Source organism: Thermodesulfobacteriota bacterium (assembly GCA_031082315.1).
Lineage (GTDB): Bacteria > Desulfobacterota > QYQD01 > QYQD01 > QYQD01 > QYQD01.
Genome location: JAVHLC010000005.1, coordinates 1 through 16,542, shown reverse-complemented (window position 1 = coordinate 16,542; position 16,542 = coordinate 1). Strand labels below are relative to the sequence as shown.

Below are 16,542 nucleotides of genomic sequence, written 5' to 3'. Positions count from 1 at the left end.
CTATCGCTCCAATAAAAGCATGGGGCTTCCATCCCTTACCACGCGGCGCAGGGATCCGTAAGCCGTTTCCACACTCTCCAGACCCTTTCCGGCCAGTTGTTCTTCAATGACCCTTTCAAGCCTCTCCATATCCCGGCCAACCTCCTCGCGCTTAGCCAGCAGCAAAAAGTAGTTATTGGCCATCTCCCTGAGAGAGGCCCCAGCCAGTCTGTGTTGCGCCGTGCACAGAAATGTTTGCGGCTCAATATGCAGGAATGGAGACGGGTATCTGCCGCCCCGCAAGTCAAAAACGCAATCACAATTCACTGAAGCCGTGATATGCGGGACGAGACTTCTAATCTTGAGGCAGCTTATAGGGTGCGGCTTAAGCTGTTGGAGTATGCGCACAACCTTCTGGTAATTATAGTCCGGGCAGGGGTCAAGTATGTCATGTATGTAGGGTTTGGTCTTCGCGGATAAGCCCAGGGTGTAAAAGAGGATGAGCTTTTCGTCGCTGCTTAATTTACGGCCAGATTGGGCTTTATTAATCAGTTCAACAAGTACCGGACATTTGTTCTGCATGCCTTTCAGTCCTTCTGGCCCAGATACCCCGCCACCGAAACGAATACGGGGGTTCTTAAAGGCATTCCGCAGCAAGGGTTCATCTATCTCGCGTATCTTGCGGATGAACTTTAGCTGTTCCGGAAAGGCTGCGCCGTCCCCGTCTATAAACAGGTTTCTCTTTTCTGTCCGGCGGTCCACACCCAGAGGTAATAAGACGGCCTGCTCCTGCCAGCCGATTCCTACAGGCCGGGTAGCTAAAAAGGACTCCACTGCCAGGCGCGAATCTGAAACCGGCACGGCCTCCGTTATGCGCGCTAAAAAGCGCTTTACAAGCAGAAGGTGAAAAAACCGGGCAAAGAAAAACCATACCCTTCTGCTCCGCTGGCCGGAATCTGCAATATAGGCAGGGATTCCCTGAGTCGCGCAGGCCGAAACCAACCTACGCGCCTGTTCCTGAGCCGCTTCCTCAAGTTGTATAAGAATGCTGGGGCTCTTGAGATATTGAAAAACGGCGCGCTGATAGGGCCGGATATGAATGGCTGCGTATTTAACCGTGTTATCTGAACGGAGCGGCAGCCCGCCCAAGGTAATCTCGCCCAGGATGTGTTTTTCGACAACCTGAGGAGTGATTGGCCCATCCTGATATGCCCAGCGGACACCGCCGGTGACATCTTCCAATGCCTGCGTCGCATAACCCATCTCCCGACCGGAAAAGAGATGGAGAAAGGTGTCCAGATCAGCCTGGCCGACCGAGGGCGGGAAATAGCGAAGCGGGGCCTTTTCCTCCCTTTCGGAACCCCGGACGACGCCGGCGGAACCTGCCTGTCCGAGGGCTTCAAGCAAATCGGCCAGCAGCCGGCGCGCCTCCGTATGGCCCGGGTCATGTTTGACGGCCTGCTCGGCATAGCGCATGGCCTTTTCGTTCCGGCCGGCATCGGCGTAAAGATGGGCCAGTTGAAATAAGTACTTGCTGTTCCTCGGGCTCAGCCTTAGGGCCTCTTCGTAGGACTGGCAGGCCGGATTGAAGACGGAGATTTCCTCACACAGGAGACCCCATTGGAAGTGCGCCTCCGGATCATTACCGGCACCCCGGCGATGGGCAAGGATTATATCTCGGGCGCGGTCTTCATCGCCTTCGGCCAGAAGTTTTTTTGCCAATGTTAGGTACATAGTTAAAACAGTTACAATAGTTGCAGAAGTTGTGGTGATAGCGGGCGGCCTGAACTGTATTTTTGTAACTCATGCAACTCCTGAAACTATTCTTTTTTGCTGTATTCACTCAGGAGATCCTGCACCTCTTCCCGAAAGTTCTTTACCGGCGGCTTTTTGAATTTGGCGCCCCTTATATTTGTGCCTTTCAGATACTCAATAAGATGATAGATGAGCCGGGAAGTCTCAACGGCCAGTGACGAAATATCCTCAAAATCCCCTTCTGTAATATAGTCCTGATCCAGCGCCGCATAAAGCTGGGCACGCACCTCGCCGCATGATCCTTTAGCTATATACAAGAAATGTATGAATTCTTCCTTCGTTCCCCGTTCGTATCCTTCGCTTATGTTGGACATCACGGAAACTGCGGCCCGGCGGATCTGATCAGTGAGGCCGTAGTCCCTTGCAAAATCTCCGTTTCTTGTAAGCGCATAGACCCTCTTCGTCAGCTCCCGGGCCTTCTGCCAGGCTATAATGTCCTCAAAGCGCTTAAAACTCATCCCCATCTCCTTTCAACTTTTGTAACTTCTGTAACTTTTGAACCTGCTGTAACTTTTGCAACTTTTGAAACTATTGAACCTGTTGTAACTCTTGAAACTTTCTTATCAAAACGGGCTATGGTCGAATATGATTACATCGCCGGTAACCGAAAACAGTTTGTTCAGTCAGGGCAAATGAGGGAATGCAAAATTTTCTTCGTAGGTGGAGAGGTCTTGATCGCCCCCGCCCCTTATTTTGAGGGCTTCTGCCAAAAGTTTGGCAGCTATCCTCCTGAATTTACTCCAGTCTTCCTCGATCATAGTTTTCGTACCGTGGGCAAAAATACAAGAGTTTCTCAGTTCCACAATGCCTTTAAGTTTATTGAGGTCAAGCCTGCTAACTATCTTATGATCTAAAAGGCTCAGCACGATAGCTTGATCCATGAGTGCTAATTTTGTGGGAAGGTCCTTCTCGTAATATTGTTTTTCGTACACCTCTCTGAGCTTTTGATTGTAAGCTTCGCGGGTGCATTTAGGCGGATACACCGGTGCAGAAGAGTCGATTCCCGACTCCTGCAAAAACATGGAAAGTGTCTGTTCAATAGTCCGGTACGTCAACAAAACAGCCATGTCGTAACGTTGTCTGGAAGCAAGGCGCTTACCAACGCAGAAAAACGTTAATGCCAAGTATAGAGAACTAGAGGGATGTTGGGGATTGGCAAGAATGGTTAATATCTCAAGGTGCTTACGGACACATTCCAGAAGACGTTTGTCGGCATGATATTCGTGACGTGTTAGGAAATTCTTTATTGTATCAAGAGCGAAGGCAAAGTTTAATTCATCCCATGCTTTATAAACCTCTATTAGGTCTTTCAATTCCCTCGCTGGCCAGACGTCAGGTATCCTCGCTTCTAAATTCTCGGCAATCTCCCGGGCACGGGCAAAATGACCCTGGTTAAAAAACTCGCGCGCCTTAGATATCTCATAATCACCAAAAACAGTGAGTGGGTTTTTCAAGATATTAGGATATTCCGTTCCTGGTTCAGGCTGGCGCAGATCGGGCAGATATTTCTCATAGTCCACGTAGCCTACTGTGAGATCGAGGATATATCCAGCCAATGCAGCCCCTGCCACCATCGACTTCTTACCGCCGGTGATATCTACGAAAACCTCTCCCTGGTTCTTGTCGGATACAAATCGCTTGATCCCTTTGTACACGTCAGTCACATCAGAAGGATCCACTACCGATTTGTCAATCTGGGACAGTGTTAACCCGGTATACTGCCCTATAATGTCGAGCATGCTCTCTGATTCGTCGGAATACAGAAACAAAACTTTCTCAGGGCGAATGGCCTTGATGAAAAGAATAATGGGTTGCGGCGAAAAACCCACAAGCGAAATGACGAACCGGTGTCGCCGAAGATTCTCAGCTTTTTGACAAAAACGGAAGATGGCCTCCGGAAAGACGCTGGCATTATAAAACTCCTTTGCCTGGGCCGGATTCTCCCGGAGGAGTTGTTTCCATTTTTCGACATCCGCTTCAAAATTCGTCATATTCTTTCCTCAAATTCGTCCCGGTCGGGCCGGAGTCCGGGATGAAAGGGATCAAACCCACCACGAACCCACCATGCTGCACCTCGCTCGTACCATGGAGTTCGCCCGCCTTCGACTTTTTCGCTATTGAGCGGCTTCGAAAGCTTGTCGCTGTTCCTGCAGAAAAGCCTTTATCTTTGCATTCGCTTTCATCGCAGCAGGAAGCGATTCCTCAACTTTTTGAAGAAACTCCAGCCGTTTTGCCGGTGGCAGTGCCTTGGCCTCGTCAAAGGCCCGGACTAAGACATGCTTGTCTTGAGGCCCGCGACATCGAGCCACATCTCTCAGAAGTTTTTTCATTAGAGAATCTGCGGGATCTGTCTCTGGCAACGTCGCCTCGTGGACGTCCGCGATACTTGCCCGCTCCAACGCCGGTGAATTGAGATGATGGTGTTCAGCATCCGTTTCTCTCCCGGCAGCCGACTCTGTTAGTTTGTCCACCACCTCCAGTACTGCCCACCCGAACGGGACCAGCCCGCTGTTTACAGTTGGCTTGCTGGTTTCCGATGCAAGCCAGATAGTCGTCGCGTGGTCGAGATATTTGTCTGGAGCACCTCCTCCCTGCATGATCTTTATGTTTCTGTTTCCCTCGATGGTCACCGCCTCTGCTCCCGAGTGTCTGCCAATGCGTACTAAGAAGGCCGATTTCCCCAACCTGTCTCTGAACTCTTCATCGATCATCTTTGCCACTGGATTCCCAGTGCCGACTTCGTCAGTAATTTTGCTTTCCTGTATCATCAGGGGCATGTAGAAATCATGAACGGCCTTTAGAAGACCTTCTGCTGTTATCGGTTTCTTGATCCCCGCAAGTCGTTCCGGTTCCTGAATATTGATCACGCCTTCGAACCTAGTCCCATCCGTGATTGCTTCTACGATCTGGAATGGGCCTCGCGCTTCGAATTTGGACATCTTCTTCTTTTTGTTAACAGCATAGACTACCTTTGCTGTCGCTGATCGCACGGGCAATAAATCCGAGCTCTTGACCATTCTAAAGGGATCCGATGCGAACGTCCCTCCGAGGAGTATTTTTTCCAACTCTGCGGCTTTGGCGCCCCGTGTTTTTCCCCACTCCCTGATACCGGCATCTTTCGCCAGTTTGCTCAGGTACGCAGTCCTCAAGGCGCCCTTCAGAGAGGAACCGGGTATATAGGCCAGTTTGGTATAGGGATTGAACGCCGTCCTGCTTATGGTGAACTGATTGATCTCTCGCTTGACATATGCCTCGTTTCTGGAATTGAGCGCACGCATTTCCTTGTAATGTGCCGGCAAACCGGAGGCTATCTCGACCTCTCTCCCCTTAATTGGCCTGCCGGAGACAAAGCGATAGAGATCAACAATGGACGAAATAGTTCCTTCCATGCAAATCGCGGTAAATCTCTCCCTGTCTGTAGCCGAAAGGGATCGAATGAAATCTATCGGATCGAATTCTATTAGTTTCTGCCGCCGTTCATCGATCACAAAACTCGTCGGTTCGTACACATCCCCGCATCCGATATGCACAGGCGAAACAATATGGAGTCTGACATTCAATACGTTCACCATCTCCTAAACCTCCACGTTCACGGGAATATACAGGGAGTACCCCTGGCTGACGGCCTCCGACTGGGCTTTTGAGATGCCCCGAACAGCGCTTCCGATGTAAGGTTTCTTGAAGACGTCCCGGATCTTTGGCTTGAAGACCCCTCCTTCATCTGCCATGATGATGGGATTCTTAAACGGATTAACAGATTTCGCCAAAACATCGCCATGTCTTCCGAACCTTGTGAAGGGCGTGAATAACATCTCCGTGAATGTATCATTTTCCGGGACACACGGGCCAAGGGTGTAACAGGCATTGGGAGCGCCGCTTCCCATTTCGGACAGGTTTATTTCGCACTCATCGCAGATTTCAAACCGACCGCACCCCGTAGACGCATCTCTACCGAAACCAAGATCGCCGATTCGCTGAAGTCCGGTCATGACCTGTTCGATACTCAGTACGGTCTCATCGATACCAACGAATACCGCCAGTTCGGTCTCCGGATAATAGACCCGTTGTTCGGCCATAAAGGGGACAAAACGGCCTTCGCCTGTTGTACCGGTCAACCGGTCTATTGTATTGTGGAATTGGCGGAAGTCCTCGGTGAAGTTCCCGCGCAAGCGCCGCCTCATGTGCCTCTTGGTTTCTTCACTGACGTTGGCGCGCGCCCGATCGAGCAATTCTTGGTCACTCAGGAATTCCAGTTCTTTGAGGGAAGAGAACTTCCCTCCTTCTGGGACCACCATCCACACCTTGCTCTTATAGGCCTTACGTGTCCGGATTCTCTCGCATTTGCTGTCCGGCAAAGTGAAAATCTTCTCGATCGGAAGGCTTGGCGTTCTGAGGACATAGTGATACTGGGTCCCGATGCACAATTTGGGATAAGCAGATGAAAAAACGGCAAAAGGCATTGTATGATAGCTTGAAAGGATAGCGTCAATGGAGCTTCGAACGAGCGCTTTGTCGTAGGCAATCTGCCAGCAAAAATGCCCGAAGATTGTGTCACCTTTCAAAGGCGTACCAAACCCGCTCACAGGTTTTACGGTAATTTCATAGACCTTCAATCTATACCTCCTAAAACGGATTCAATGTCTTGAATCTGGCATTTGTTTCCCCATCGTTGAACTCAAAGCCGATCCTTCCGTAACCTCTGCTTCCGCTTCCCCCGAGCGCGTCCATCTCAAGGAGTTTGAGCCCTTTGAGGAGCACTCCGTCAAAGAGGGCTTCATCTCCATCCTGCAACACCTTAAACGTGACCAGAAATCTGAACACTGTGCCTTCCGGGACTCTTTCGATAAACCTTGGATGTTCAGCGGTGCCTTTGATCCTGTTAATAACGTTCTCAGATTTCTCTTCTGTCAGCAGCCAACGATTATCCCTGGCCTTGTTCTTCCAGACGTCATCCAGATAACAGTCCGCGAAAGAGACTCTGGTGGGTCCGAACCCCGTTTCGTCCTCTCTATCTGCGCCGCTTGACCCAAAGACCTTCAGAATTCCCTCACACTTATCTGTCAACTCCGTGTTAGCCTTGACCTCTTTTGCTTCCAATGTCTTACTTGACACCACGTCTCCCTTGGTGTGAAGCATCAGCCCGCTCTCCATTTCGAGCAGCGCCCTGACCTTTCCCTTTAGCGAGGACCCAGGGATATACGGCTCCAACGTATGGGGATGCTTTATCACCGGACTGTCAGTGCCGCCTATATGCATTTCCATATTGCCCGAACCGATGTGTAGACCACTCTTTAGAGTAATGGTTCCTTCAAGCCTTTTGATTTTCGTAAGTCTCATCTTCCCCCTCCTTCAGAAGGTCTAAAGAACTTGTAGTACCCTATAAATGCTTCAAACAATCCCGCAAAGGCATCAAAGTCATCCTTGTCCTTGACTTGGTTCAACGAACTCGAAATGAAGTCCTTGAACCCCGCCGAAATCAAATCCCGGCCCGCTGCGTAAGCCGCTTTTGCGTTGAGCATTCTGAGATAAGGCAGAATGTTATCGAAATCTCCGGGGTTATTTTTTAATATGCTGTCAAACCGTACCACCTCGTCATAGAATTTCCGTATCTGAGTGGGTTTGTTCAGCTTGCTGCTCCCTTCTTCCGATATCTTCCTGGCCAAAGTCTCTGCGGTTTTAGAAAACAAGTCCGGATCAATCTGTTTCTTGCTCTTGTCTTTCCAAAATCCTCCCATGTCGCCTCCTATCTTCGGTTGTAGATGACCTGCCATACAGGAATCTTCATAGCGCCGCCGTACTGCGCAAACCAGTCGACAGCTTTTTCCACCTCTTTCATAGCCTCCGTTCTTTCGTTGCCCTTCAAGTTCTTGCCCACATTTCTGGCCAGAGTATATTTGAAAGTGGCTCGCCATTTAAGGCAGTTCCATTCTTCAATGTCAATCCCTTCCTTCAGGCTCAAGAGGTATTTCTCCTGTTTTGCCAGATTGGAGAATGCATTCAGCCTGAAAAGCATGGCGTTGTTAATAATAGGTCTGTCCATCCAGGCTTCGATAGCCTCCTTCACTCCGTTCAGTTCTTGGAACTGCGCCCATTTTACTGGCTCACCAAAAAGCGTGACCGAGTCTCGGCCATTCCGTTTTGATTTCCCAAGGGCAGCCTCAGATTTGTCAGCGATGGATGGGACCGGCTCACCAGGTCTGTTCACGCTCATACCCGCCGAGATCGTGACTTGGTCATTGCCGCACACATAACTTCTGAATGAACTGTTCAGGTATGATGAAAAATCAACAATCCTGTTCCAAGGCCCCACCAGAAAAAGGTCGTCGCCTCCGGCAAAGATCGTGTAGATGTCCCTGAACTCGTCTTTTGTGCTCAGAGCATACGGCAGAAAGATACAGAAGAAATGGTTCATCTGCCTGCTGAGTGTTGCCAGGCGTGAGAGGCTGTTGTGTCTGAGGCCGCAAGCAAAGACCAGCCCCAGGTTGTCCACGTCGGCCTTGAGGATGCCCAGTGCCTCGATACCAGTGAACCTGCCGGGTTTGTCCGTATGATTCAAAGCCTTCTTTGCGATATGCAGGAAGGTTTTCGGGGTCTCCTCTCCCGGTCGGACAGCTTCTATGAGTTCCATTATTGTCTCTTCGCGTTTCGGTCCGACCAGGAGCCTTTCATCATGATTATCTTCCTGCTCGTACTTAGGCACATAGCCATTTACAAATTTGGCGGTTATGTCCTTGGCTATTCTCCCATTCTGTGGCAACGAGATATCCCAGTACTTGAGCAGAACTCCCTTCTCGGCCAATTTGTCCAGTTTTCCGTCAACATTGAGAGAGACCTGGTAGTCTCCAAATAGTGGATCCAAGAGTTTGGGGCCGGGGATCTCTGCGTCTATTGTCGTCACGGCAATTCTCGACGTCCTCACAAGACGTGTGCCGATATAAATGTGGTCCCGGCATACTTTGCAGGCTGATCCCTTGTCGCTCAGTAACTTATCATTTTCTGCTTCCGGACTCGATGGCCGTTTATGACAAAACGGGCAGAGCTTACTGGACAGATTGTTATTGAACCGGTCAAGATAGCCGTGCACCGCGCCGCCGTACTTTTCGAGATCGATCTTGTTGAATTTCTTTTCCTCCGATGTCTTGGCCAGCCTTTCCAACAGTTCCCCGAACTTTTTCGATGTGAAATCGTTACAAGATGCCTCCACGTAAGACAGACCAAAAGCGGATTCTCCGAAAAATCGGGAAACCAGCCAGTCATTGATCTTGTCTTCCACACCCTTTATGCCGTCCTTGGTTTTTTCTGTATTGGGAGCGATCACGGTAAACTTTCCGGCTGCATTCAAAACGACCGAGATGAAAGTCAAACCGATCTGCCTGCATAACATGTCGGCGGCAAGTTCGGAAAGGAGAGACACGGCAAATGAACGACCTCTTAAGAGCTTGGCAGAGGCCTTATTCGTGCTTCCGCCTTCGGAGAAGATAAAATTCTGAATCCCATAGAAATCTCCGGTTACGATCAAGAACTTCTTGTTGTCATAATCGGTAATCTTTCCCACCTCCAGGCTATTGCTATGGAGATGATAGAGATAAATGGCGGAAGCCAGTGCCGCCGTTGTCCGTGAATGGTCGTAAAGAGAGACATCCGGCACCACCTTGCCCACCGTTGCGGCAGGGATATGGGACGCATAAATCATAAACAGGCTGTCAAAGTGCTCGAACCATAGTGGGATGTTTCGCCTGTGTTCAAGCTTTTCCAGCGATGCGATGAAGTTGAAGAACAGCTCCTCGTATTCCTTCGATGCCTGTTCACCATCTAGTTTCCTGTATTCAGGATCATCCACTGGAAAGATGTTCTCGGGCGACAGCTCTCTGAGTGGATATCTAAATCTGTACGATTCGAGATTATCTTCCTTCCAGTTACCGTCCGGCGAGATCCCCTCGAAGATTGTTAAGAGCCGCGTCTTCTTATAATCCCTGAATGCTATCCCCTTGTCAGATTTCTCCTTGTTGTAATTCTCAAACTCATCGCGGTCAAAACCGCTGCTTACCCTGTCTGCCATCGCTATAACCCATTGCAGGGGTGTTTCGGGCTTATGGTGCCCGGCCGCAAGATTTATGAAGGAATCCCCCAGCCCCCATTCATCTCTGTTGAACTCCCTGGGCAACAACTTCTCGATGTGATCGATAAAGGCTGCTGTATATAGTGCGTGTTTGTGCGTGTACTGTTCCTGAAAGTGGGGCTGATAAAGGTCCATGTTTCCGCTGATAAAGTCGGGACTTACGTTGAATGCAGCACCGGCCCGCTCTGCAAATTTTCCTATGTCGTGCAAAAATGCTGCTATTGCTATTTTGTAGATGTTCATATCCATCAATCCCTCCACATATCATGCATCAGCGCACCCAGCACCACGGTTTGATATTCCCTTTGATCAAAGCCCATTTTGCCCCTCGCTCTCAAAGCTTATGTCTTCCGACTCATGTTACAATTTCCATACGGCAGAGTTCAACCCTGGCAACGTTGCCAGGGTTCACCTTTACAGCACTATCCGTATCAGGCTCTTATCCAGCAGTATCCCATGCCTGGTGTCCGGCTTCTGGCCGATGGAGGTTATCTCGATTTTAGGCAGTATATGGAGGCCGAAGCGCTGCCCGATCTTTTTTCTTAGCTTGGACTTGTAGGCATTAAAATCCTCCGCTTGAAGATTGAATATCCCTTTATCAGCCTGAACCAAAGGCAGAGTGTTTCCAATCATACGGTGGTAGAGTTCGGTTATTTTTTCCTGACCGGCATAGACGTCCTGAATGCTCAAAAAGCAATCGTAGCAGGACCGGCAGGAGGTTTTCTCCAGGCGGCAGTCTTTCTTCTGCATGGCAAAAAAGGCATAAAGGGTCAAGAGCGCCGGCGGCAGGTCAAGTTCCATGCCTTTGTAGATCAACTTCTTGTCCGGTATGTTTACCGTCAAAATTGGTTTTGCTTCGCGGACAATGGAGAGCATCAGGCTGGCCGGGTCCTGCGGTGTTTTCAGCCGCTCACTGGAGAGCCTCTGTCGAATAGAAACAAACGGCATGGAAATCAGATTGATCCTGGCATAGCTCGTGCTTTTTGTAAACCTCTCTCCGTTTTTGTCCTTGAGTTCAATCTTGACCGGTTTTGCGGGCGGGTAGAAGAAGTCACGATTGCTCTCGAATTCGGGGGATACAAGTACGTGGTATATGCGATCCTGCTTCCGGCCATACATCTGGGCAGCGAGGGTCAGACAAGAACTCATGGTCTTCCGGCCACCCGCGACCAGGAAAAACACGGCAGTTTCAGGATCACGTGTAAGGTCGAATGTGATATCGAGGCATTTCTTAAGGACAAGCTCGTTGTCGTCCTCGTCTCCGATGTCGTCTATTTCCTGGCCGTTTTCGTCGGTTACCGTATAGACATGACCCGCATGGAAGTCTATTTGTCCCGGGTCTATCCCGTATTCACGAAGATACTGGTAATACCTGCCATCAACAGGTGAAAGCAGGGCGGCATTAATTATATCTTTTCCGCTCCGGGTGGTAATGACCCGAATAGCATCGACCCGCCTCCCCTCCTGGTGCAGGGCGTAAAGCGCTTCCGTGATAACCTGCGGGCTAAGACCGCATACGGCAAGCAGGATATTCTTCATTTCTCATTCACCGCAAAGGCGCAAAGGCTGCGTTTTTCTTCAACTCTTAAACTCCTGCAACTTGAAACTACTGAAACTCGTCTTCGATTATCTCAATCTTCCCCAACCCGAAGGTGGTCTGTTTCCCCAGGTGTACTTCCTCGCAGACGCGAAGCACGGGCAGAAACTCTCGAAGCTCTCCTGAATAGGTGATGCTTCCTGACATGCCGCCCATGAGCATTCTCGTTTCCTGGCGGTTTGAGTAGCGCTCCCAGTCCAACCATCTGAGATCGGCCTCGACGATCTCGACGGCCTGCGCCCGCTCAACCATGCCCCTATAGTCCAAGTTCGGTTCTCCTGCCCCGTAGCAAGCAAACAACGAAGAAATGCGCCGAAGTGCGGCCCGAATGAGGGTGTGAAAGGGCAGATCGGCTGTAAGATGATTTTCTTGCTTTACCCGCAAAGGGGTTTCCAATTGTATAGTTATTCGTCGGATGTCGGCGACCGGTGGCTCAGGCAGCGTGAGTTCGGAGGAAAAGTTCATCCCTTGAAGTCGCCGGTCTTGAGAAGAATAGATCGTCTCCCCGCCAAGTCCCGACCCGACCGCCTTAAGCACAAAGCCTGCGCGCCTTCCGTTGACGCGTTTCCCGATCCCGGTTTGCCCCATCCGGTCAAACGCATAGACGCAATAGGGTAGATACTCGACGGCACGCCCAAAAAGCAGGAGTGTAAAATCAAAGGCCTCGCCGGGCAAGAAGCGGGTCTGGGTGGTCAAAGGTGGTTCGATTACGAAGGGATTTGGAGGAGGGGACTCAAAAAAGAAGGCATAGACGCAGCGGCTGTTCAATAAGCAGTCCGGGCATTCCTGTCTTCGCAGGGCACAGACCACCCGCTTCAGCGCTACCCCAAAGGCCCCGCGAAATGTCGAACCTTTAAAGGGCGGCAGAACTGCCTCAGCACTCAACTCACTGGCAAAGGTAAAACGGCCGTACAGCATTGGCACTCCATGGGGACATATATTCCGCATGATAATAACCCCACCTATTCTTATTCACAAGATGAGGCAATGTTGCCGATACGGGCTTGATTATATGTATATCTTTGTAATCTTTTGATAGCACAGCGGGAAAGCCCATGTCAAAGCAAATATCGATTGATTGTTACGAAACGTCGGTATATATATACGACTACCGACGTTTCGTAACAAGGAATCTCTATGAGACAGAATCAGGAGCATAAGAAAAAGGTCATTGATCTCGTGAAAAAAAGGGGCGTGCTTCGTCCGCGCGATCTTGAGCAGCATGGAATTCCGCGTGCTGCACTCCAGCGTCTTCACCGTGCCGGGCATGTAGAACGGGTTGGCCATGGTCTATACCGTATGGCAAAGTCAACTGCAAACGAACAGATAACAATGATGGAGGTATGCAAGCGCGTACCGCATGGGGTTGTCTGCCTTCTTTCCGCCCTGCGCTATCACGACCTCACTACACAGGCGCCTTTTGAAATCTGGCTGGCGATTGACGCGAAGGCGCGTAAACCTCAAACCGACCTGCCGATCCGTATTGTTCGATTCTCCGGTCAAGCCTTCAGCAAAGGGGTGGAGAGACACAAGGTGAATGGTGTGACGATCAAGGTCTACAGTCCGGCCAAGACGGTAGCCGATTGCTTTAAATATCGAAACAAAATCGGGCTCGATGTTGCTCTTGAATCCCTACGTGAATGTCTGAAAAAGCGTTGCTGCACGGTGGACGAGGTGTGGCGTAACGCGAAAATCTGTCGGGTAAGCAACGTGATTCGGCCATACCTGGATGCCATTACCCTATGACGCTGGCAAAAAGAACAAACATGGCTGCATCGGTTCGACAGCGACTACTTGACCTATCCAGGGAAAGGCAAATCGACTTTAATCTCATGCTGACCCGTTATGGACTGGAGCGCTTTCTCTATCGCCTCGGAAGGTCGGAATATCGCGACCGGTTTATCCTAAAGGGAGCCATGCTTTTCCCCGTCTGGGGGATGCCGTCGTATCGGCAAACCCGTGATATTGATCTCCTCGGTTTCGGTGAAAACGACATCGAAACGATTGTCGGGACAATCCGTGCCGTCTGTCTGACAGATGTGGAAGATGACGGCATCCATTTCGGGCCGGCAAGTGTACAGGCCGAGGATATCAGAGACCAGATGGAATATGGCGGCGTCAGGGTGAGAATCAATGCCGACCTGGACGGTGCACGAATTCATGTACAGGTAGACATCGGTTTTGGGGATGCGGTCACCCCTGATACCGCATTTGCTGATTTTCCAACTCTGCTTGACCTGCCTGCGCCCCATTTACGCGTCTACCCGCGGGAAACCGTGGTTGCGGAAAAATTTCAGGCAATGGTGCAGCTTGGTATCGCCAACAGCCGCATGAAGGATTTCCATGACCTGTGGACGATTGGCCGGATGTTCGATTTCGATGGAACGACGTTGACAAGTGCAATAGCGAAAACCTTTGAACGCAGGAATACCTTCATCCCGTTTGACATGCCACTGGCGTTGACAGCGGAGTTTTCGGGAGACGCTCAGAAGCTCCGGCAGTGGCGTGCATTTTTGAACCGGGCAGGGCTGCGGGGAGACGTCAGTCTTGCCGAGGCAGTCACGTTCATCGTGGCATTTGTCATGCCGCCTGTCAGGGCAGTGGCCCTAGGTGAATCCTTTAACAAGTCTTGGCCGCCCGGAGGGCCATGGCAAGAAGTCCTGTGACCGGATCGGGTTTCTACAAACACAAAAAAGGATAAGACATGAAGCTTCTCCACACCTCCGACTGGCATATCGGCCGCGCTCTGTATGGCCGCAAGAGATACGAGGAACTCGAAACGTTCCTTAACTGGCTGGCTGGACTTATGGAGGACGAAAACATCGATGTGCTGCTCGTGGCGGGGGACGTGTTCGACAACAGCACGCCCAGCAACCATGCACAGGCGTTGTATTATCGTTTCCTGTACCGTGTGGCAGCCGTTCCAAACCGTCATGTGGTGGTCACGGCAGGAAATCATGATTCGCCGTCTTTTTTAAATGCACCCAGGGAACTACTGCAATTTCTGAACATCCATGTCGTGGGTTGCGCATCCGATTCTCCTGAAGATGAACTGCTCGTGCTTGCCGGGCTGGATCATGAGCCGCAGCTTATTGTCTGCGCCATCCCTTATCTCAGAGACCGCGATATCCGCACTGCCGAGGCCGGAGAGAGCATTGAGGACAAGGAGAGGAAAATCATTGAAGGGATCAGGGCTCATTACCATATGGTGTATGAGGCGGCCGAACAGAAACGCTCCACGCTGAAAAAGCCCGTTCCGATTATCGCCATGGGGCATCTGTTCACAGCAGGCGGCCAGACCATTGATGGCGATGGGGTGCGCGAACTGTATATCGGCTCCCTTTTAAAGGTCAAAACAGATGTGTTTCCCGAACATATCGATTACCTTGCCTTGGGGCATCTTCATATTCCTCAAACGGTGGGCGGTTCAGATTTCATACGCTATTCAGGTTCACCCCTGCCCATCGGCTTCGGGGAAGCTGAACAGGAAAAGAGCGTGGTCCTCGTGGAATTTTCGGGAAATGCGCCCAATGTCACAACTATTCCAGTACCCAGGTTCCAGGAACTGAAGACCCTGCAAGGGGATTGGCCAGCCATCGCACGAAATATCGAAGAACTAAAGTCCGGGGGGAGCAACGCCTGGCTGGAGATAGTATATGAAGGAGATGAGATAGCCGGCAGCCTCCGCGAGCGCCTGGATGAGGCAATCGAAGGGACCGGCATAGAGATCCTCCGCGTCAAGAACAACCGGGTGCTGGAACGCGCCATGAGCGGAATGGATGTGGATGAAACACTCGACGATCTGGATGCAACAGACGTGTTTAAACGCTGCCTTGAATCGCACGAAGTCCCGGAGGATCAGCGGCAGGAGCTTTTGAGCGCATATCAGGAAATCATCGCCTCTTTGCATGACGAAGACGCCTTAGCCGAATAGGAGAACATGGCATGAGGATACTGGGTGTTCGGTTCAAGAACCTTAATTCACTCACGGGCGAATGGCAGGTTGATTTTACCCACCCGGACTATTCGTCTGGCGGTATATTTGCAATCACAGGCCCTACAGGCTCAGGAAAGACGACCATCCTGGACGCCATCTGCCTCGGGCTTTACGGCCGGACGCCCCGCCTGGATAAGGTTACGAAAAGCAGCAACGAAATCATGTCGCGCCAAACGGGTGAATGCTTTGCCGAGGTGACATTCGAGACGCAGAAGGGCCGGTTTCGCTGCCACTGGAGCCAGTATCGCGCCCGGAAAAGATCTGATGGTGCATTACAACAGGCAAAGCATGAAATAGCCGATGCCGATTCCGGTGCCATCCTGGAATCAAAGATAAACCAGGTGGGCGAATTTATAGAGAAGGCCACGGGTATGGATTTTGAGCGCTTCACCCGTTCGATGCTGCTGGCCCAGGGGGGGTTCGCGGCCTTTCTCCAGGCCCCTCCCGACGAGCGGGCGCCCATCCTGGAGCAGATCACCGGGACCGAAATCTACAGCCAGATATCCGTGAAAGTTCATCAACGCCGTACGGAAGAACACAACAAACTTGAGATATTGCAGGCCGAGCTGAAAGGAATCCAGGTTTTAAGCGAAGATGAAGAGAGGGATTTGCAGACCGGTCTAACAGAAAAGCAGAGGCAGGAAACCGAACTTGCCGGGAAAATGAAGGAAGTGGAGAAGGCCCTGACCTGGATCGAGGGGATGGTTGCCCTGGAGAAAGAACTGGGAGAACTGGACAAGAAACAGCAGGATTTCGAGAAACGCCGTCACGCGTTTGAGCCGGAATCAAAAAAGCTGGACAAATCCGGCAAGGTTTTCAGTCTTGAAGGCGATTACATTAAAGTGGCTACTTTGCGCGTACAGCAGGACAATGAGACAAAAGAGCTTGATGGCGCAATCGCGATTCTGCCTGAAAAGGATAAGGCCTGTGCAGATGCGTTTAGCGTAAGGCAGGCCGCAGAGGCCCGGCTGAATGAGGCACGAACCAGGCAGAGGTCAGAAGGGGATGTCATCAAAAAGGTGCGTGTAATTATAG

Annotated in this window: 14 protein-coding genes; 4 read left to right on the top strand and 10 right to left on the bottom strand. The window is 50.9% G+C overall.

From position 1 onward, the window contains the following. From RDU59_05885 to cas6, 10 genes are all read right to left on the bottom strand, one after another. Nucleotides 1–1,713 (bottom strand): CRISPR-associated primase-polymerase type A1, encoded by a 1,713-nt coding sequence (locus RDU59_05885; GenBank protein MDQ7838004.1) that lies wholly within the window; start codon nt 1,711–1,713, stop codon nt 1–3. 86 nt (nt 1,714–1,799) lie between these two features. After that, nucleotides 1,800–2,252 carry a four helix bundle protein gene (locus RDU59_05880; protein MDQ7838003.1) on the bottom strand — a complete coding sequence of 151 codons (453 nt, stop codon included), beginning with the start codon at nt 2,250–2,252 and terminating at the stop codon, nt 1,800–1,802. Nucleotides 2,253–2,417: 165 nt separating this feature from the next. Then, nucleotides 2,418–3,785, bottom strand: a complete 1,368-nt coding sequence (locus RDU59_05875) for a TIGR02710 family CRISPR-associated CARF protein (GenBank protein MDQ7838002.1) — start codon at nt 3,783–3,785, stop codon at nt 2,418–2,420. A 123-nt stretch (nt 3,786–3,908) separates the two neighbouring features. Continuing rightward, nucleotides 3,909–5,366 (bottom strand): type III-A CRISPR-associated RAMP protein Csm5, encoded by a 1,458-nt coding sequence (gene csm5, locus RDU59_05870; protein ID MDQ7838001.1) that lies wholly within the window; start codon nt 5,364–5,366, stop codon nt 3,909–3,911. Between the two features lie 3 nt (nt 5,367–5,369). Beyond that, entirely contained in the window at nt 5,370–6,407 is a 1,038-nt protein-coding gene (locus RDU59_05865; GenBank protein MDQ7838000.1) for a hypothetical protein, read from the bottom strand. Nucleotides 6,408–6,417: 10 nt separating this feature from the next. After that, the gene (gene csm3, locus RDU59_05860) at nt 6,418–7,131 is read right to left on the bottom strand and encodes a type III-A CRISPR-associated RAMP protein Csm3 (GenBank protein ID MDQ7837999.1); all 714 of its coding nucleotides are present in this window, start codon (nt 7,129–7,131) and stop codon (nt 6,418–6,420) included. Further along, nucleotides 7,128–7,529, bottom strand: coding sequence for a type III-A CRISPR-associated protein Csm2 (csm2, locus tag RDU59_05855; protein ID MDQ7837998.1), 402 nt, complete (start codon nt 7,527–7,529; stop codon nt 7,128–7,130). The genes csm3 and csm2 overlap by 4 nt, the downstream gene beginning before the upstream one ends. An 8-nt stretch (nt 7,530–7,537) precedes the next feature. After that, complete coding sequence (gene cas10 / locus RDU59_05850; protein ID MDQ7837997.1) at nt 7,538–10,156, bottom strand: type III-A CRISPR-associated protein Cas10/Csm1; 2,619 nt, start codon at nt 10,154–10,156, stop codon at nt 7,538–7,540. 171 nt (nt 10,157–10,327) lie between these two features. Further along, on the bottom strand, nt 10,328–11,452 hold the full coding sequence (gene csm6, locus RDU59_05845) for a CRISPR-associated ring nuclease Csm6 (protein MDQ7837996.1): 1,125 nt from the start codon (nt 11,450–11,452) through the stop codon (nt 10,328–10,330). A gap of 67 nt (nt 11,453–11,519) precedes the next feature. Further along, nucleotides 11,520–12,458: a CRISPR system precrRNA processing endoribonuclease RAMP protein Cas6 gene (cas6, locus tag RDU59_05840; protein MDQ7837995.1), complete on the bottom strand. Its 939-nt coding sequence runs from the start codon at nt 12,456–12,458 to the stop codon at nt 11,520–11,522. Between the two features lie 189 nt (nt 12,459–12,647). On the opposite strand from cas6, the gene RDU59_05835 reads away from it, so the two are divergent. From RDU59_05835 to RDU59_05820, 4 genes are all read left to right on the top strand, one after another. Then, the gene (locus tag RDU59_05835) at nt 12,648–13,256 is read left to right on the top strand and encodes a type IV toxin-antitoxin system AbiEi family antitoxin domain-containing protein (protein MDQ7837994.1); all 609 of its coding nucleotides are present in this window, start codon (nt 12,648–12,650) and stop codon (nt 13,254–13,256) included. Between the two features lie 20 nt (nt 13,257–13,276). Further along, a complete protein-coding gene (locus RDU59_05830) occupies nt 13,277–14,176 on the top strand; it encodes a nucleotidyl transferase AbiEii/AbiGii toxin family protein (GenBank protein MDQ7837993.1) in 900 nt (299 codons plus the stop codon). 38 nt (nt 14,177–14,214) lie between these two features. After that, nucleotides 14,215–15,444, top strand: a complete 1,230-nt coding sequence (locus RDU59_05825; GenBank protein ID MDQ7837992.1) for an exonuclease SbcCD subunit D C-terminal domain-containing protein — start codon at nt 14,215–14,217, stop codon at nt 15,442–15,444. An 11-nt stretch (nt 15,445–15,455) separates the two neighbouring features. Then, on the top strand, nt 15,456–16,542 hold a 1,087-nt coding region (locus RDU59_05820), incomplete at its 3' end, for an AAA family ATPase (protein ID MDQ7837991.1).